Annotated in this window: 16 protein-coding genes; all 16 read right to left on the reverse strand. The window is 32.3% G+C overall.

Annotated elements, in window-relative coordinates:
• Window positions 1–19: 19 nt before the first annotated feature.
• Window positions 20–154: a hypothetical protein gene (locus K7H06_RS21415; RefSeq protein WP_281426009.1), complete on the reverse strand. Its 135-nt coding sequence runs from the start codon at window positions 152–154 to the stop codon at window positions 20–22.
• A gap of 198 nt (window positions 155–352) precedes the next feature.
• Window positions 353–1,246, reverse strand: a complete 894-nt coding sequence (locus K7H06_RS14415) for an MBL fold metallo-hydrolase (protein ID WP_223036735.1) — start codon at window positions 1,244–1,246, stop codon at window positions 353–355.
• Between the two features lie 138 nt (window positions 1,247–1,384).
• A complete protein-coding gene (locus tag K7H06_RS14420) occupies window positions 1,385–2,002 on the reverse strand; it encodes a cyclodeaminase/cyclohydrolase family protein (protein ID WP_223036736.1) in 618 nt (205 codons plus the stop codon).
• Window positions 2,003–2,131: 129 nt separating this feature from the next.
• Window positions 2,132–3,388 carry an imidazolonepropionase gene (gene hutI, locus K7H06_RS14425; protein WP_223036737.1) on the reverse strand — a complete coding sequence of 419 codons (1,257 nt, stop codon included), beginning with the start codon at window positions 3,386–3,388 and terminating at the stop codon, window positions 2,132–2,134.
• Between the two features lie 88 nt (window positions 3,389–3,476).
• Window positions 3,477–4,382 carry a glutamate formimidoyltransferase gene (ftcD, locus tag K7H06_RS14430; protein ID WP_223036738.1) on the reverse strand — a complete coding sequence of 302 codons (906 nt, stop codon included), beginning with the start codon at window positions 4,380–4,382 and terminating at the stop codon, window positions 3,477–3,479.
• A gap of 85 nt (window positions 4,383–4,467) precedes the next feature.
• Complete coding sequence (locus K7H06_RS14435; protein WP_223036739.1) at window positions 4,468–6,504, reverse strand: urocanate hydratase; 2,037 nt, start codon at window positions 6,502–6,504, stop codon at window positions 4,468–4,470.
• An 87-nt stretch (window positions 6,505–6,591) separates the two neighbouring features.
• Window positions 6,592–8,274, reverse strand: a complete 1,683-nt coding sequence (locus K7H06_RS14440; RefSeq protein WP_223036740.1) for a formate--tetrahydrofolate ligase — start codon at window positions 8,272–8,274, stop codon at window positions 6,592–6,594.
• A gap of 195 nt (window positions 8,275–8,469) precedes the next feature.
• The gene (locus K7H06_RS14445; protein ID WP_223036741.1) at window positions 8,470–9,285 is read right to left on the reverse strand and encodes a hypothetical protein; all 816 of its coding nucleotides are present in this window, start codon (window positions 9,283–9,285) and stop codon (window positions 8,470–8,472) included.
• A gap of 305 nt (window positions 9,286–9,590) precedes the next feature.
• Window positions 9,591–11,090: an SIR2 family protein gene (locus tag K7H06_RS14450; RefSeq protein ID WP_223036742.1), complete on the reverse strand. Its 1,500-nt coding sequence runs from the start codon at window positions 11,088–11,090 to the stop codon at window positions 9,591–9,593.
• Between the two features lie 327 nt (window positions 11,091–11,417).
• Window positions 11,418–12,725: a Na+/H+ antiporter family protein gene (locus tag K7H06_RS14455; RefSeq protein WP_223036743.1), complete on the reverse strand. Its 1,308-nt coding sequence runs from the start codon at window positions 12,723–12,725 to the stop codon at window positions 11,418–11,420.
• Between the two features lie 239 nt (window positions 12,726–12,964).
• Entirely contained in the window at window positions 12,965–14,494 is a 1,530-nt protein-coding gene (hutH, locus tag K7H06_RS14460) for a histidine ammonia-lyase (protein WP_223036744.1), read from the reverse strand.
• A gap of 451 nt (window positions 14,495–14,945) precedes the next feature.
• A complete protein-coding gene (locus K7H06_RS14465; protein ID WP_223036745.1) occupies window positions 14,946–16,103 on the reverse strand; it encodes a copper amine oxidase N-terminal domain-containing protein in 1,158 nt (385 codons plus the stop codon).
• Window positions 16,104–16,190: 87 nt separating this feature from the next.
• Window positions 16,191–17,504 (reverse strand): anti-sigma factor domain-containing protein, encoded by a 1,314-nt coding sequence (locus tag K7H06_RS14470; protein WP_223036746.1) that lies wholly within the window; start codon window positions 17,502–17,504, stop codon window positions 16,191–16,193.
• The gene (gene sigI / locus K7H06_RS14475; protein WP_223036747.1) at window positions 17,494–18,228 is read right to left on the reverse strand and encodes an RNA polymerase sigma-I factor; all 735 of its coding nucleotides are present in this window, start codon (window positions 18,226–18,228) and stop codon (window positions 17,494–17,496) included. The genes K7H06_RS14470 and sigI overlap by 11 nt, the downstream gene beginning before the upstream one ends.
• Before the next feature lie 148 nt (window positions 18,229–18,376).
• The gene (locus K7H06_RS14480) at window positions 18,377–19,072 is read right to left on the reverse strand and encodes a DUF554 domain-containing protein (RefSeq protein ID WP_223036748.1); all 696 of its coding nucleotides are present in this window, start codon (window positions 19,070–19,072) and stop codon (window positions 18,377–18,379) included.
• Window positions 19,073–19,145: 73 nt separating this feature from the next.
• Window positions 19,146–20,027 (reverse strand): DNA-3-methyladenine glycosylase family protein, encoded by an 882-nt coding sequence (locus K7H06_RS14485; RefSeq protein WP_246637538.1) that lies wholly within the window; start codon window positions 20,025–20,027, stop codon window positions 19,146–19,148.
• Window positions 20,028–20,046 lie beyond the last annotated feature (19 nt).

Here is a 20,046-nt window from a genome sequence, read left to right on the forward strand (position 1 = left end):
AGAAATTCTTAGCTCTTTTTTATCCTTCTCCTCTTTGATACTCAACAGCTTTTCTAATTCGATTCCATCGATTAGCAATCCTGAAGGCTACCTTAGTAGCTTTAGGATTACTTAAATCACATAATTTAAAAAATTGTTTCTCTTGCCTCTTCATTAGTTCCTCTAGGTTTATAATCATTGTGTAGCTTACACCCCTTCACCGTCATCTTTATTATTATGCCACTACTACATGTCCAACTTTCCTATTGTAGCTATAATTTATCCTATTTATTTTATGATAATAAAAGCATTGAACGTTCCTAAAAATAAAAAATGTGCTATACTCATAAAACCTATAAGTACAGCACAGCTTCTATTCCTTTATATATTTTAGAAATCCATTATCCATAATTAACTTAATCCTTCCTGTTTCGTTCAAATATTCAACATAGGATTTTAACATTTTCTCTACTACAGCATATTTATATATGCTCTTTACACCAATATTCCAATTTTTAATAATAGATTTCATAATATCTTCCTTTGTCATAGCACCATCTATCACATCATATACGCTGTCTGCCCTACCCTTATAAAAATCTATATTATCTCCTATTAGTTTTGTAATATCATCATACATTCCTTTATGGGCTACTACATATTTGCTACATTTTAAATCATATAGCTTTTTTTTGCTTTCTAGATCTTCTCTCAATATAAAAGCATAGGGCATTTTTGCGCCCTCCATAACTTCATAACTTATAAGAGCATCACCCACATAGGCAACATCATCAGGCGTCGTAATACATATATGTGCAGGGCTATGTCCTGGCGTATGTAGAATTTTAAATTCAGTACCAAACATATTTATATTTTCTTGATCATCAAAAACCATTATATCCGTTTCAAGAACCATATGTCCAAAATGTTCTTCTACTCCAGATAATGTTTGACTCCCATAATAAACCTTTAAATTAACTAACGAACTACAAATAAATGCCTCATAGGCTGCCATAGCAATCTTACAATTATATTTATTCTTAAAATATTTAACGTTTCCTATATGATCTATATGAATATGACTACATATTATCCCCACTACCTTAAAATTGTTTTTTTCCAAAAGTGCATCTATTCCTTCTCTCTCTCCTTGTGCCCATCCCGAATCTAACATAATAATATCTTTATCATTCATCTTATAAAAGGGGATGTATGTCATTCCCGTATCAATACAAAATGTATTTCCCTTTACTTTTATGATTTTCATATACTGCCTCCAACTTTTTCTAGAATTTTTTTACTTCATCCATTTACACTTTTACAACTCAAGTAACTAAAATTATATCACTATCGCTACAATAAAAAAAGAAAGGCTTGGATCATCTCCCATCCAAGCCTTTCATGCTTATAATACAACCTTTGATAAAATATGCTTTTCTACTTTTCCAACTTGTTCTTCAAGCTCTTTTACTTCTTTTGTTACTTTCTCTACAAAAGCTTCATCCTTAATAGAACCTAAGTTAATTTTCACATTATATAAAGCAGATAATACTGCTGTTCTTGCCATCATAGCGGCTACAGCACCATCTGTAACAGCATTTTGATTCCCCTTTACAACGATCTTTTCGATAATGGTCATAATTTCAAAAGCATCCTTCCCTACCTCAAGTGGAACGAGTGTTGCTTTTTTCGTAGCTTCTTGTATCGTTGTTTTTCGAGCTTGTTTTTCTTCATCTGTTTCTTTTGGCAATTTAAAAGCTTTCATTACCTCATTAAAGGCATCTGAATCTTTATCAATGTCCTCTACAAACTTTGTTCTATATTTTTCTGCCTTTTCTCTAATTACCTTCATTTCTTCTTCTACTTCTGCATATTTTTTCTTCCCTATAGTCAAGTTTGAAACCATTTCTGTAAGGGCAGCTGATATAGCACCACTAAGGGCTGCAATACTTCCTCCCCCTGGAACAGGTTCATTAGACGCTGTTTTATCTAAAAATTCTTTTACATTCATATTTACTAGCATACTCTTTCCTCCTGTTTTTTTATGATTCTTTAAATATTTTCCATATATAGATTTCTCAACATACACATGCATTTACGATAAATTCAGTAATCAAATTGTTTATCTATAGATTATAAACATATTCTTCTATTATTTGGCCTTATCAATTACTACTATCCCATCCTTTATAACCTTCTCAACAGTGCTTACCCCTATATGATAAGGAATAAACTCATAAGATGGAAATTCTAATATGACTAAATCGCCCTTCTTCCCTACATCAATACTACCGATTTTATCTGCTCTTCCTACTGCTGCTGCCCCATTAATGGTAAGAGCTGTTATAGCTTCTTCAATGGTCATATGCATATACAATGTAGCTAAAGCAAATACCAAAGGAATAGATTCTGTAAAGCAGCTTCCTGGGTTCAAATCTGTCGCCAAGGCTACTGCACAATTTTGATCAATCATATATCTGCCCCTTGCGTATTCTTCCTTTAAACTAAAGGCTGTACAAGGTAGAAGAGTTGATACAACACCACTCTCTGCCATAGCTTTAATGCCTTCATCCGATGCTTGAAGTAAATGATCAGCAGATACAGCTCCTAGTTCTGCTGCAAGTTCAGATCCTCCGAATCTTACAATTTCATCTGCATGAAGCTTTAATTTCATACCCATTTCTTTCGCACTTGTTAGAAGTTTTCTTGACTGTTCAATAGAAAATACATTTTTCTCGCAGAAAACATCACAAAACTCTGCTAGATTTCTCTCTACTACTACTGGTAGCACATTTTCAATGATATCATCAATAAATGCATCTTCATTCCCCTTATATTCTTTAGGAACTGCATGGGCTCCTAAATAGGTTTTTACAATATCTATGGGATGACTTTTTTCTAATTCTTCCATTACTTCTAGCTGTTTGATTTCTGTATCACAATCTAATCCATAACCACTTTTTCCTTCAACAGTTGTTACCCCAAAGGAAAGCATGCTATCTAACCTTTTCTTTCCAAGGTTTATAAGTTCTTCTTTTGATGCGCCTCTAGTAGCTTCTACTGTGTTTACAATCCCTCCGCCTCTTTTCATAATATCCATATAGCTGTCGCCTCTGAGTCTCCACCCAAATTCTTCTGCACGATATCCACCAAATACAAAGTGGGTATGAGAGTCTACAAATCCTGGTAAAACGGCTTTTCCCTTTGCATCAATTATCGTATAATTAGATTCATCTATATTCTTTAAAACTTCATCCGTTTTTCCTATAGCTTGTATGATTCCTTTTTCAATGATTACTGCTCCATTTTCAATCACATGAAGCTCTGACATTTCTTTTCCATGCTTTCCTTTGAATCCACTACAAGTTACTACTTGAGAAGCATTTTTTATAATCATATTATTTTTCATCGTCATTACTCCATTCTATTCATTCATTATTCTAGATTAGAGATTGTGATCATCTACCCACAATCTCTAATCTATTTATACTTAATTTTTACTCCATTAAATTAGTTTCAATCACTTTATCCATTGAAAAACCATAAAGCCCTAAATAATAAGCTGCTGTGTCGACTAAAGCCTCCATAGGCACAAGCCCTATGATCTCACTTCCTAAAACATTTACTCCATATCTTTTAGCTTCCATTTTTACTGTCTCAAACACTCTGTAGATGGAAGTTTTTGTATAATCTGTTATATTCATAGTTACCTGCGTAATTCCTCTTTCTTTGATTTCAACGCCACCTGCCTTTATGTACCTAAATCCACCACTTGAATGTCTAATAGCTTTTGAAATTTTATTAGCAATTTCAATATTTTGTGTATCTAAATCGATGTTATAAGCAACTAATGGCATTCTTGCTCCTACTGCTGTAACCCCTGCTGTTGGATGAATTTCTGACTTTCCAAAGTCAGGATACCACTCAGGATCTTTTAGCTTTTCTGGCATTCCTTCAAATTGTCCTTTTCGAACCTTTGCAAGATTTTCTCTTTCAGGCTTACTTGCTGCCTTTTCATATAAAAATACTGGTACGTCAAATCTTTCGTTCATTTCTTTTGCCATTTCCTTTGCTAACTCTACTGTCTCTGTCATGCTCATATTTTTAATTGGAATAAAAGGTACTACATCTGTTGCTCCCATTCTAGAATGCTGTCCTTCATGAGTATTCAAATCAATTACTTCTGTAGCAACCCCAATGGCTTCTAGAACTGCTTCTTTTACTGCTTGTGGTTCTCCCATTACCGTTACAACTACTCTATTGTAATCCTTATCTGCCTCATAATTTAAAAGCTTAACATTTTCTTTTCCCCTAAGAGGTGATACGATTTTTTCTATTTTTTCTAAATCTCTACCTTCACTAAAATTGGGTACACATTCTACTATTTTTTTTATATCTGCCATTTTTAGTTCCTCCCTATCCATCAATTTTTGTGCCTGTCACTAGATAGGCATCTTATATCCCCCTAGCAACAGGCACTTTATTTTATTATTTATTCAATTTCTCAAAAGCACCTTCCACTAATCCCTCTACTAAATCTTCTTTTGGAATATATGGTAGTGTAATATGATCTGTTCCTTTTCTCATTCCATTGTATTCAACACATGTACTGATAGCATTTTCATTTCTTGCCCAAGCACGTCTTGCAACACCACCCATTACATCCCAAGGCATTGCTGATCTTAAAATGTCATCAACCCTTTGACTACCATCAAGAACCATACCAAATCCACCATTAATAGATTTACCAATACCTACTCCGCCACCATTATGAAGAGCTATCAAACTCATACCCCTTGCAGCATTTCCAGCAAAGCAATGAGTTGCCATATCTGCCATAATATTGCTTCCATCTTTAATATTAGAAGTTTCTCTAAATGGGGAATCTGTTCCACCTGTATCATGATGGTCACGACCAAGCATAACTGGCCCGATTTCTCCATTTCTTACCATTTCGTTGAATTTAAGGGCTATATTCATTCTTCCTAATGCATCTTGATAAAGAATCCTTGCCTGTGTTCCTACAACCAATTTATTTTTATCTGCATCTCTAATCCATACATAATTATCATAATCTTGATATCTTCTATTTTCATCAATACACTCCATAGCCGCCCTGTCTGTTTTTAATAAATCTTCATGTTTTCCACTTAAGCACACCCATCTAAATGGTCCATAACCATAATCAAATAATTGTGGTCCTAAAATATCTTCTACATAAGATGGCCAAATAAATCCATCTTTTTCATCTCTACCATTTTTAGAAATCTCTTTTACCCCTGAATCATAAATAGCTTTCATGAATGCATTCCCATAATCAAAGAAATATACACCCTTATTAACAAGTTCTTTAATTAATTCAAAATGATGTCTTAAGGTTTTATCTACTAATTTTCTAAATTGAGCTTTATCTGTAGCTAACATTTCTGTACGTTCTTCAAAGGTTAGTCCCTGTGGGCAATATCCTCCATCATACACAGCATGGCAGGAAGTTTGATCCGATAATAAATCTATATGAATATTTTCTTTTACTGCATATTCTAATAAATCAACAATATTTCCATGGAAAGCAATAGCACAAGGCTCTTCTTTTTCCATATATTCTTTTGCTAGCTTAAATGCTTCCTCTGATGTCTGTGCAACTTTACTAACCCATCCTTGTTCATATCTTGTATTTATTCTTGATTGATCTACCTCTGCAATGATTCCTACTCCATTTGCAATTTCTACAGACTTTCCTTGTGCTCCACTCATACCACCAAGACCAGATGTTATAAATAATTTTCCTCTTAAATCACTATCTGATGAAATACCTAATTTTAATCTCCCTGCATTTAAAATGGTACTATAAGTTCCATGAACGATTCCTTGTGGCCCTATATACATCCAGCCTCCTGCTGTCATCTGTCCATAATTAGCAACTCCAAGTGCAGCTGCTCTGTGCCAATTTTCTTGATCATCAAACATACCAACCATCAATCCATTTGTAAGGATTACTCTTGGTGCTTCTGGTTTTGAGTGAAATAATCCAACTGGATGTCCTGAATGGATGACTAATGTTTGATCTTGTGTTAACGCTTCTAAATATTTCTTAATCAAACGATACTGCATCCAGTTTTGACATACTTGCCCAGTCTCTCCATAGGTAACAAGCTCATAAGGATAAAGAGCAATATCAAAATCTAGATTGTTGTCAATCATTACTTGAAAAGCTTTTCCTTCGATACATTTTCCCTTGTATTCATTGATGGACTTCCCTTTTATTTTTCCTTCTGGACGGAAACGATATCCATAAATTCTTCCTCTCGTAAGTAACTCTTCTAAAAATTCTGGTGCTAATTTTTCATGTAACTCTTCTGGAATGTAGCGAAGAGCATTTTTAAGAGCTAGCTCTGTTTCTTCCTTTGTCAATGTAAATTCTCTCTTTGGTGCACGTCTAATGCCCTCCATAAATTCAGGATAATCTGGTAATACTGCATCTAATTTAATTTGCATGGCTTGCCTTACATCACCATTTGTAAACATAATTACTCCTCCTATCATTTTTTTATTAACGCTTAATTATTTCTTATCTTCCATAAGCAACCTTCTGTATTTGAGCGAAGGTGAGTTTTAAAATAATCCAATAATTTTTCCATCTTCATCAATATCCATCTTATTAGCAGATGGAACCTTTGGAAGCCCTGGCATTGTCATAATATCTCCAGTTAAACAAACGATAAATCCAGCTCCAGCAGATACCTTTACTTCTCTTACTGTAATTTCAAAATCCTTTGGTGCTCCTAATAGATTTTTATCATCTGATAAAGAATACTGAGTCTTTGCCATACAAATCGGAAGTTTGTCTAATCCCATCTCTTCTAATTTTTTTATTTGTTTTATTGCTTTATTAGTAAAATTAACCCCTTTTCCACCATAGATCTCTGTTACAATTTTGTTTACTTTATCCTTTATAGACTCCTCTACTTCATAAAGATAGGTAAACTTAGGCTTTTCATGATCCGTCATTTGAACAAGCTTTTCTGCCATCTCAATACCGCCTTCTCCACCTTTTTCCCAGACTTCATTTAGTGCAACTTCAACGCCTATTTCTTCACATTTCTTCATGAGTAAATTGATTTCAGCATCTGTATCACTCATAAATTTATTTACAGCTACCAGTACAGGTAATCCAAATTTTTTGATATTTTCAACTTGTTTCTCTAAATTTGCAAAACCACAATCCAAGCTCTCAAGATTTTCTTTTCCTAATTCAGTCTTTTTCACTCCTCCATGCATTTTAAGTGCTCTAATAGTTGCCACAACTACAACAGCTGCTGGTGTTAATCCTCCATATCTACATTTGATATTTAAGAATTTTTCAGCTCCCAAATCAGCACCAAAACCAGCTTCTGTAACTAAGTACTCCCCAAGCTTTAACCCTAATTTTGTTGCCAATATACTATTACATCCGTGTGCAATATTTGCAAAAGGTCCCCCATGAATCAGTGCTGGTGTATTCTCTAAAGTCTGAACAAGATTTGGTTTTATGGCATCTTTAAATAATAATGCCATAGCTCCATGAACCCCTAATGCCTTTGCCGTCACCGGTTCTCCATCCATATTATAAGCAACAATCATTCTTCCAAAGCGTTCCTTTAAATCCATCAAATCTTCTGCTAAGCATAATACTGCCATAACCTCAGATGCTACTGTAATCATGAATCCATCTTGTCGAGTAAATCCATTAGGCTTTCCACCAAGACCTACTACAACATTTCTTAAACTACGGTCATTCATATCCAATACTCTTTTCCAAACAATTTGTCTAGAATCAATTCTTAATACGTTTTCTTGATGGATATGATTGTCAATGGCTGCTGACAATAAATTATTTGCAGTAGTAATGGCATGCATATCTCCTGTAAAATGAAGGTTAATGTCTTCCATAGGTACTACTTGAGCATATCCTCCTCCAGCAGCTCCCCCTTTTATCCCAAATACAGGTCCTAAAGATGGCTCTCTTAGTGCAATAACTGCTCTTTTTCCTATTTGGTTAAGAGCTTGCCCAAGACCCACTCCCGTAGTAGATTTTCCTTCTCCTGCTGATGTTGGATTAATTGCTGTCACCAAAATCAATTTTCCATCTGGTTGATCTTTTAATCGATCAAATATATCTAAATTAATTTTTGCTTTATATTTTCCATATAATTCTAATTCATCCTCTAAAATATCCCACTCTTTTGCAATTTCTGCAATAGGCTTCATATTACTCTGTTGTGCAATTTCTATATCACTTGGAACCTTTGTGCCCATAATCCCCACCCCTTTTGTTTTTCTTAATTTTATTTTAAAGCTCATGCGTCTATAAAACGTCTCTATTTTTAGATGAATATAAATTTTTTGATAATTCTTTTAAAAAAATTTAATTTTCTTAAATAAAGAAGTTCCTTTCTGATTTGAATGCTATTATTCATCCGTATCAGAAAGGAACTTCTTTTGATCTATTGATTATTTAGCTATTTTATTAAATTTTCTTACTCCGTTCATAGGCCTTTTTTTATCATCTGGTCTTTCAGGTCTTTGAGGTGCATTTTTCTTTATTTTATCTGCTGTATCTTGTGAGATAACGCCTGCTTTTACTAGTTCAGAAAGTCTATCTCCCTTTTCCCCTCCCATGTTTTTTCTCTCATCAAAATATGCTTTTCGATCTTCTTCACTCATTTCTTTTACTTTTTCCATTTCAGCTTTTCTTTCTTCTATCTTTTCTTCATGAAATGCTTTCCATTTTGTTGCTTCATCTTGTGTAATCATATCATCTTCAACTAACTTGTTCATCTTTTCTTCAAATCTTTTTTCTTGTTCTAAAGCTCTCATTTCATGCATTTTTTCTCCAACTTGCTCTACTTTTTCTTGTGTAAATATACCTTCTTCTACAAGGGTAGCCATGCCATCTCTTCTTGGTCCTGCTTCTTTATTATCTTTTCTCTCTTCTAAGTACGCTTTTCTCTCTTCCTTCGTCATTTCTTTTACTTTAGCCATTTCAGCTTTTCTTTCTTCCATTCTTTCTTCATTAAGTGCTTTCCATTTTGTTGCCTCATCTTGTGTAATCGTTCCAGCCTCTACTAACTTATTAATCGTATCTTCTAAATTGGAACCTCTTTTTTCAAATCTTTCTCCTACTCTTTGGTGTATTGCATATCTCCCCGTTGATGCTTTTTCTTCTGTCCTTATATTATCTGCAAAAGCCATCCCTGCCATTGAAAACACCATGGCACCAATTAAAATCCCATTTACCATCTTTTTCATTTTTTCTCCTATTTTCATTTTTATTCCTCCTCGTTTTTTTTATTTCTTACTATGGGTTCATTATAATCAATAATTGTGATGTTTTTATGAGGGATATTTGTGGATTTCGTATGATTTTGAGATTTAGCACTAGATTTACAAAATTAAAAATCAGGCTTGAATAAAAGAATTATTCTCACCTGAACCTATAATTTTCTTCAAAAACTATTTTTTTACAAACCCCAATATACTACTTAATCTAGTTTTTTGTACTATCTATCCCTTTCTTCACTTTCATTAGTTCTGTTTTTTCTAATCCTGTAATTTCTATAATATCTTCTATATCAAATCCTTTTAATACTCTCCAACAACCCAGGAATTTCCTCATACTTTTCTACCCAAATAATCTTCATCCCCAATTGTTCGAAAAATTTCTCTTGTAACTCATTATTAACAATATTAAATGATTCAAGTATATCATCTCTAATTTCCTCCATGGTAGAGACATTCGAAAAATTATTTTTCTTCATAATTGCAAAATGTTTTGTTGCTTTTGTTCTACGATTACTTATGGCTAATAATCTTCTTAAATTAGGATCAGTAAGAGATAAACCGATCATTAATGTGGTATTTTCTCTTAAAAAATTTAATTGTGTAATGTTCGTCCATGAGTAGGGATCATTATATAAGTTATGGTATCCATCTTCTGAAAATACTAATAAGCCTTCCGATAATTGTTCATATTCATCTGGGTTACGCGGTAAAAATCCATGTACATGATAAATCCCTAATTTATCTAGTGTTGTATAATCCATTTCACTATAAAGAGAATGGTATTGAATATTATATTTTTTAAGATTTACTTCTAGTAAATCATCAAAGTTATATGTAACTACAGCTCTAATCCCAACACCATTTCTCCTAGGTAAACATAACCTTGCAATTGCTTTTAATAGTTTAGAAGTTCCTTTATTTGTATCATTAAAATTTTTATAGAGGAAACTTGAAACATCTTTTTCAAATGATTCTCCTAATCCTGCCTTAATAAAAGCTGCTTGTAATAATGGTGAGTTTTCATTCAATTCTTTTAAAATAAAATCCGTTTCAAAATTATTGATGGATATATTCTTTTTTGAAAACTTATTTTTGATCATCAACACCAATAAATCAGATATTAAATCCTCCCACTCACTAATTCCAGCATCTTTTGATACACCTGCACCTAAAAATAAAACTAACTCATCTCGTTTATAACTAGATTTTAATTCTTCTAATCTTTCTTGTCTTATTTTTTTCCAATCACCAGAGCTTTTCGATAAACTTTTATCCACCGCATTATTGACTAAAATCTCTGTAATCTTTGATAAATCATTGTTAGAAAAACTATCAAACTGACTATCAATTTTGCATAAATCTTTTATATCCCATATTTTCACTGAATGTTTCAGTAACGATTGAAATCTCTCTTCAAGTTTTTGTTTTTCTTCATTCAAAAATTCATAACCAAATATGAATAGAATACTTTTAATATTAGGAAATAATTCTAATTTATTGTTCAAAACTTCTGCAATTTTTTTTGAATTTCTTTGATAAGCATTCTTATCACTATATAATTTAATTTCTATTACAGTTTGACCTTCTAATCCATCAATTCCCTCTAAAATAACCCCATCAAATTCATGAAAAGAGACATTTTTATCTTCATTGCCATACTCATTAGATATTAGTTTTTTATTTTCTTTATTTAAGTATTCCTGTAAAGCATTTAACACTAACGTTTCGAAAATATATGCAGTTTTAACAATATTATTTTTGTTCGTTATATATTTATTTACCAAATCCATCGTATTACCTCCTTGTAAGGGTCAGATTTGAATAAATGAATTATTCTTACCTGACCCCCATTATCTTAATCATAAAACTATATTTATATTGCATTTACAATAGATCTATAAGATATTAAACAACAAACTTATTATATAGTCCTTTATGCATTTTATATTTTGATTGAACGTATCTCCCATATCTAATTATATCACAAGTTTATTCCAATTATTAACATTCTATTTCCTATCTATTTTTTCTAAACTCCCTCAACTTCTTCAAAAGAAAAAGTCTTCAGCATAATCAAATAAGATTACACCAAAAACTTTTATTTATCCATTTATTTACTAAAAAATCATGGCACCCATCACGCCAAAAATTACCAAGGGAATATTATAGTGTAGAAACGTTGGCACACAAGTATCCCAAATATGATCATGTTGTCCATCTACATTCAGCCCTGATGTTGGTCCTAATGTAGAATCAGAAGCAGGGGAGCCTGCATCGCCAAGGGCTGCTGCTGTACCAATCATCACGGTAGTAGCCAGTGGACTAAACCCTACCTTTAAACAAAGGGGTACATAAATTACTGCAATAATAGGAATGGTTCCAAAGGATGTTCCAATACCCATTGTAATGATCAGTCCTAGAAGAATCATCACAATAGCAGCAATCAACTTACTCCCTGCCATCATATAGGCTGCAGCATTTACTAAATCTTCTACACCACCTGTTTCTCTGATAACATTTGCATATCCTGATGCTACTAACATAACAAATGCAATGAATCCCATCATGCCAATACCACTACTCATGAGTTCATCTATATCACTCCATTTAATCGCTCTAAAAATAATCATAATCATTAACCCTACAATAGCACCAAGAGGTAAAGAACCTATAGTGATTTGAATAACTAATGCTGCTAATGCTCCAAGTAACGCTACACAATGTTTACTTGAAAAGCTTATCGTATTTTCTATTACATCTTTTTTATCTTCTATATGATCTACTATTTTATAACTTCTAGGTTTTCTATAGGAAATGAAGATAGCAACTAATAATCCTACAACCATTCCAAGTCCAGGCATCCACATGCCCTTCCATACAGCATTTTTTGCCATTTGCATACCATTTGCAGTCATTTCGTCTGCAATGATTCCATGAAAAATCAATCCAAACCCTAGAGGTAATGCCACATAAGGAGCCTTAAGTCCAAAGGTTAAAGCACATGCTGCTCCTCTTCTATCAATTTGCAATCTATTCATCACACTTAATAGTGGGGGAATTAAAATAGGAATAAATGCAATGTGTACAGGTATCAAGTTTTGAGAAAAGCAAGAAATAATAGCAATAAGCACTAGTAAAACAGTTCCTTTTCCTTTAATGGTATTTGCAATCTTTCTAGATAAAATAGTAGCAAGACCCGTTTTGTGTATAGCCGCTGCTAATGCACCTAATAAAATATAACTAAGGGCTGTTTCTGCATTTCCGCCCATACCACCAATAAGTGTTTCCATGATTTTATCAATAGGCATACCTGCTAAAAGGCCACCTGCTATTGCTGCAATAATTAATGAAATAATTACATTTAACTTTAATAAACAAAGAATACTCATAATGATTACTGAAAATAATACTGGATTCGTTAACATTCTGTCCCTCCCTGATTGATTCCTAATCTATTTTTTATCACACAAGGAATAGTATATCACAAAATACTTTGGTTGAGCAAAGTATTAAAGCAGGAAATTTTATCTATTCAATTAGATTACGAATTTATTTAAATAGTTGATTCTTTCATGTCTTCCCATAAAAAAGTACTTTCAGAATTTATTGCTATTCTGAAAGTACTTTTCATTTTATCACTTATTTAATTTCATACTCTGCACGATTATTCTAATTCTCCAATAACTTCCTCTACTGCTTTTAAAATACTCTCATCATCAATCAATGCTGCAGATTTGTTGATATCCAAATACATAACACGATCTTCGTGTAGCGTCTTAATCACCTGACGAATCTTATCATATACAACTTTTGTTCCTTTTCCTAATTTTTTATTAGCTGTTTCAAAATCTATTGCTTGTGCTGCAGCAAGTAATTCGATAGCAATAACACGGCTTGCATTATAGTATATATCTCTAGCTTTTCTTGCTGCAATAGTTCCCATACTTACATGATCCTCTTGATTTGCTGAAGATGGAATAGAATCTACACTAGCAGGATGAGCTAGCACTTTATTTTCAGATACAAGGGCTGCTGCTGCATATTGGGCAATCATAAATCCTGAATGAAGTCCTCCATGTTCAGTTAAAAATGCTGGTAAACCACTAAGCTGTGGATTTACAAGTCTTTCAATCCTTCTTTCACTAACATTTGCAAGCTCAGCTATTGCTATTCCTAAAAAGTCAAAAGCCAATGCCATTGGCTGACCATGGAAGTTTCCTCCCGAAATTGCTTTTTCTTCATCAGCAAAGATCAATGGATTATCAGTTGCCGCATTGATTTCAATAGCAACCTTATCTAGTACATATTTTACAGCATCCTTACTTGCTCCATGAATCTGTGGTAAACATCTTAAAGTATATGCATCCTGTACTCTTATTTCACCTTGTCTAGTTGTTCTTTCACTACCTTCAAGGATTCTTAAAAAATTCTTTCCAGCAGTAATTTGCCCTGGATGAGGTCTTACCTCTTGTACCCTTGCAGTATAAGGATCTGTAATCCCATTTAAAGCCTCCATTGTCAAAGAAGCTGAAATATCTGCTAACTTGCAAAGTTTCTTTGCATCATAACTAGTCAATGCCCCTACAGCTGTTAGTACTTGTGTACCATTAATAAGAGCTAACCCTTCTTTAGAAGTCAATACTACCGGTTCGATTCCTGCTTTTTCCATAGCCTCTTTTCCTGACATTAATGTTCCCTTATAGTAAGCTTCTCCTTCTCCAATAAGGACAAGTACCATATGGGCAAGGGGTGCTAAATCTCCACTAGCTCCTAATGATCCCTTCTCTGGAATAGCTGGATGAACCTCTTTATTGATCATCTCAATTAATGTATTTAATGTTTTTGGCTGAATTCCTGAAAATCCTTTTGCTAAAGCATTAGCCCGAAGTAACATGACAGCTCTAACAATATCCTCTGGAAAATGTTTTCCAACACCACAAGCATGACTAACTATTAAATTTCTTTGAAGATCTTTTGCTTCGTCCTTTGATATAACCACATCACTAAATTTTCCAAAACCTGTAGTAATACCATATACCACACTTTCTTCTTCTACCAACTTATCTACAAAAGCTCTTGATTTTTTCACTTTTTCAAGTGCTTCATCCGTTAATACTACAGAAAAATTTTTTCTTGCAACATTCACTACATCTTGCAAAGTCAAATCATTCCCATTAATTAATACGCTATTCATAATCTTTTCCCCCTTAGATTAAATATTTATTCGAATGAATTTTTTATTAAGTTTCTGTTTTGAAAATATTCTGATTTTATTTAATTGTATATTTTTACACGCATTTTGTCAATATTTCCCTTGATATTTTAAACAACTTCCAGTGTTATCACTTTATCTCTATAAATCAAGAATACCTAGAAATACTTTATATATGTATCGTTTTATTGTATTAAACTAATGAATTATTTCAATTTAATATAAAATGTTTATTATGTATGCATGTGAATATTTATTCATTTCTTTTTATTTTTATTCGTTATAGATTATAACTTTCTTTTTTGAATTTGCACTTCTAAAAAAATGTATCTCCTTTAGCAAGGGTGATCCAGCATAAAATGCACCTCTAAATATTAGATTGTTTTCTAATATTTGAGGTGCACTTTATGATTGCCTCTTAGATTTTTTATGTTTAATTTGCTCCTTCAACACTTTCTTCTGTATCAACAGATGTTTCCGTTTCACCTTGTCCATCTGAGGTTTCTTCACCTTCTTGAGAAGTTTCATTTTCTTCTGTTGCTACTATATCTGTTTCTTCTTCAGTATTTTCATCTACTACTACTTCTTCAGACCCTTCACTTTGATTCTCTTCCTCTACTACTTCGTTCTCTTGTGCAGTTTCATTTTCTTCTGTTACTACAATATCTGTTGTTTCTTCATTATTTTCGTCTACTATTACTTGTTCAGATTCTTCACTTTGATTCTCTTCATCCACCACTTCTTCATTCTCTTGTGAAGCTTCATCATCTTCTGTTATTTCTTCATCAATTTCTATAGTTTCAGTATCTTGGTCATAATCAACTTTCAATCCTAACTGCTCCGAAATAAATCTTAAAGGTACGATGGTTCTATTATTCATGATTTGAGCTGGAACATCAATGGCTGTTTCTTCTCCATTAATAAAAACTTTTCCATCTTCTAATTGGAAAACAATTTCTGTATCCCCCTTACTCACTGTTACTTTTCTTTCTTCCCCATTCCATGTAACATTTGCACCTAATCCTTCTGTAATAGCTCTTACTGGAATTAATGTTCTACCTTCTTTGATCACAGGCGGTGTATCAAACTTAAACTGACCTTTCTTCTTTAAAATATTTTCTATTGGAATAACCTTTACATCATGGTTTTGTGCCATAATTTCTTTTGCTCTTTGTCTTAATTGATTTAATTCTTCTTCTGAATAACTCTTCTTAATTAATTGCTTTATTTCATTCCTTATTTTTTTCATTTCTTCTTTCATTACTTTTATATCTTTACGTGATTTCTTAATTTCATTTAATAAATTCTGGAATTTTTTAAGTTTTTTTGCTTGCTCTGATCTTTTTTCTACATCCTCTTTATTAAGATTCTTTTTTATTCCCTCTATTTTTCCTTTAGTATTTTCTTCTCTTTCTTTTTGGCTTTTGATTTTTTCTTTAACATGATCTTTGATACTCGTATTTTTTACCGTTTCAGATTTGCTTCCCCTTTTACTAGATTTTTCAGCCTTGGCAACAATCCCAAAGGGACTTGTAAAAATAAATGCTGCTATGATGGTCATTGAAACAACTTTCTTAAATTGATTATTCATATAATGTCCTCCTTTGTTTTTATGAACTGGTCTTCTGTTATAAAATACGTATGTTTTCATTTTTTTGGGTACCTTCTCTGAAATTTTTTACTTCTTCTTATTCTTTTTGTGGTTCTTATTTTTAAGTGCTTTCTCATCCTTTTCCTTATTTTTTTCTTGTTTCTTATTCTCTTTAGACCTTTCTATTGATTCCTTCTTATTCTCTTCATCCTGTGCTTTTCTTGTTGCTATTTTCTCCTTTTCTTCCTTTGCATCTTTTATTTTTTCTATTTTCTCTTTCTTAAGCTCTTTTCTATTCTCTAGTTTTTCTTTTTTATTTTCCTGATTCAATTTTATTTTTTGTTTCTTCTCTTCTTTCTTATTTTCTATATGCTCTATGCTACCTTCTTTTTTTATTTTCGTTACTTCTTTCTTTATTGGTTTATGTTCCCTAATCTCTTCATTTTTATTTTCTCGGTCTTGTTGTATGTCTTCCTTCTTTTCTTCTTTTTTAGCTTTCTGCTGTTTTTTTATTTTATCTAAGCTTATATTTTTTGTCTTATTATTCTTTGGTTTAGGTGTAGCTTTATGATTTTTCTCTAGATTATTATTATTCTCTTTTGATATTCCCTTCTCAACCTTCTCTTCTACTTTATTCTTTACCTTCTTGTCTTTCAATTCTCCAATTTCTTTGTCCACCATTTCTTGTACCTTCATACTTTTAATCTGATCCAATGTAATATTTTGTTCTTTTTCCTTTGATTGTTTATAAACCTCATATTTTCCTATAGACATCTTTTGCTTTTTTGCTTCCATTAAATCTTTTCCGTTTCCTTGTACATAAATAAGATTTATATCTTCTAGGTTTTGATCTTCTTGAATTTTTTCTTCAATCTCCTTTTTAAGCTCCACTGTTTTTTCTTTAAAATCATCATTTATCGCTACTGTAGATATTAACACTGCATTTTTATCTTTGGTAATATATTGTTTTTTCTTTGCATGATCAATGACAATTCGTACAGCTTCTTCAATAGGCATATCTTTAAACTCTCTATCAATTAATTCTTTACCATCCGTATTAAGGGCTTCTACATGTAGTACTTTCTTTTCTTTATTGATCTTAAATTCAATACTAGGGTTAATATCTACACTAACGACTGCAGCAGCATAGCTGATAGTTTCCAATATATTGAGTTTTTCTATCCCTGTCATTGATAAAACCATTATCATAAAAACAGCAGCAATTAAACCTATTTTTTTAACAGTAAACCTTTTGTCCTTATAAATATCTTCCTTTACAAAAACAATTTCTTTTCCAACCACTAAACCATCTTTTTTTATAATTTTAAGGTACTTTGCATGATTTGTTAAAACAATTGCAAAACCTTCTTCTATCTTTAACACACAACCTCTATAAACCACCCGCAACACCTCCTTTGGAACTTCCTATATAATTCCTTAACTTTTCAAAATCACCCTCTAATATGATTACCGTGGCAATAATAAATTTTCTGCTCCTTTTTAGTATTTTTGCACTAACTCCTAACCCATCAATAAGTTTTTTACTCGGTAGCATTTTCTTCCTAAACAGTTCTTCTTTCAAGGCTTTATGATCCACAATGTATTGTGCAATACGTATGCCATTGATTCGTGTGTCCATGTGCTTAGGCGCTTCTTGAACCAATTCAGAAAAGGTAATCTGAAAAATCTTTAACTTCTCCTCAAATTCTTTTATTTCTTCTTTCAATGTGATTTTTTCCGTAAAATCCTCCACCGAAAAATGTTTTTGCAGTTTTTCATTGTCATCTTCTTCAAATTGGCTTATGAGAATCGTTTTTTTATGTTTACTACTTTTTCTAAGCTCATCTATTATTCTATTTTTTATAACAAGCTCTGCAAATCCTATGAAATTTCCTCTTTTGGGTTCATATCTATCAATAGCTTCATTAAAAGCTTCTATTCCTATACTTAATTCCTCGCTATTTTCAGCTTCAATATATCTATTCAATTTATCTGATACGGTCTTTATGATAAAAGGTATGTATTCTTTAATAATTTTTTCTCTTTCTTCTGTATCTCCTTGTTTAACTTTTTCAAGTCTTTTGGTTAAAGAGTCTCTTGTAAAAAAATTCAATAGGCGCGCCAAAATTATACACCTCCGTGTATATAGGTATACGTAAATAAATAAAAATTTAGGTACACCAAAAATATTATTTCTTTAAGTATATATTTAAAAATCTATTATGCAAAGAAGAGGGATAAAATTGGAAAAAGAGACGAATCTTCGCCTCTTTCTATACAAATTTGAAATATATTAATTTTCCTATATAGTAGATGAGTGGTATAAACATGGCTGGTAGCATATTCCCTACTTTTATTCTCTTAAACTCTAACATATTAAAGCCTAATGCCATAATTAAAAGTCCCCCAACTGATGACATCTCCCCAATAACAGATTCTGTGAGAAAAACCTTCATAGAAGATGCTGCTAAGGTAATTATTCCTTGATAAATAAAAACAGCTATAGAAGAAAAAATAACACCCACCCCTAATGTAGAAGCAAATACAACAGAAGTAATCCCATCAAGAACAGATTTTGCAAAAAGGGTTTGGTGATTATTAGATAATCCACTCTGTAATGATCCAACAATGGCCATAGAGCCCACACAAAACAAAAGACTAGCTGTGACAAATCCCTTAGCAATACCACCTTCTTGATCTCCCATCTTATTTCCTATATAAGCACCTAATCGATCTAAGTTATCTTCTATTCTTAAAAATTCTCCTAAAATACTTCCAATGACCATACTAAATATGACAAGAAGTACATTTTGCGTCTTAATAGCACCCATAACCCCTATTAGAAGAACACTTAAACCATTAGCTTTTATAATCGTCTCATTATATTTTTCCGGTATTCCTCCTCTAAAGAACAATCCTACCAAGCTTCCACCAATAATTGCTAATGCATTAACTATAGTCCCTAGCACTTTTATCGCCTCCTTAAAATTTTTGTCTAATTACGTAATATTCTTTGTTAGGGACAAAATTCCTTCATACAAATTATTTTCCAATTCCTAATTCTCTTGCATAATAGAAAAGATACTGCTGTGCAAAACCTGCCATATCTTCAAAATGTTCTTTTGCAAATATTTGTATTTTCTTTAGTGTGGTTCCTTCTGAAAAATAAAAATACTCCATAATTCTTCTTACCCATACATCTATCGGGAAAACATCAAATTTTCCCATAGAAAAAAGTAATATACAATCTGCAACTTTAGGACCTACACCACTACATCTTAATAATTCCTTTTTTGATTTCTCCGTTGAGAGATTTTTCAAATTGTATATTTCAACCTTTTTTTGTCTTATCAGCTCTACTGTATCTACAATATATTTTGCTCGATATCCTGTATAACTTTCTTTGATTTCCTCAACTGATTTATTTTGCAAAGCTTCTAGTTTAGGAAAATCATAATATTTTTTTCCTTTATATTTTCCTAAAAAGCAACCATATCTTTTACATAAACTTTCAATAGATTTTTTAATCAGTGGGATACTGCGATTTGAAGAAATGATAAAAGAAAGTAATATTTCCCATTCATCTTGATTGAGAATCCTTATTCCTGTACCATAGTGAGTGGCTTCTTTCATCACAGAATCTTTTTTTGCTAAGCTTTCCTTAATCTTTCCATAATCTCTTTTTAAATCAAAATAGTCTACCCATATATTCAAAAACTCTTCTTTATTGGTATTATGAAAGATGATGTTATTTTCATCCTTTAAAACGTTGATGACTCTTCCTTTGGCTACTCCTGTAAAGCTACCATCCTCTTCTCTATTCCATCGAAAACACTGTCCACATTCAAAAATATGAGAAGGCTCAAAATCTTTTATTCCTTCTACCATAACTTTTCCATTTTCCTCAATTACCTTATATTCCAATTCACTTCCTCCTAAACCT

This window comes from Crassaminicella profunda (genome assembly GCF_019884785.1).
GTDB classification, from domain to species: Bacteria; Bacillota; Clostridia; order Peptostreptococcales; family Thermotaleaceae; genus Crassaminicella; species Crassaminicella profunda.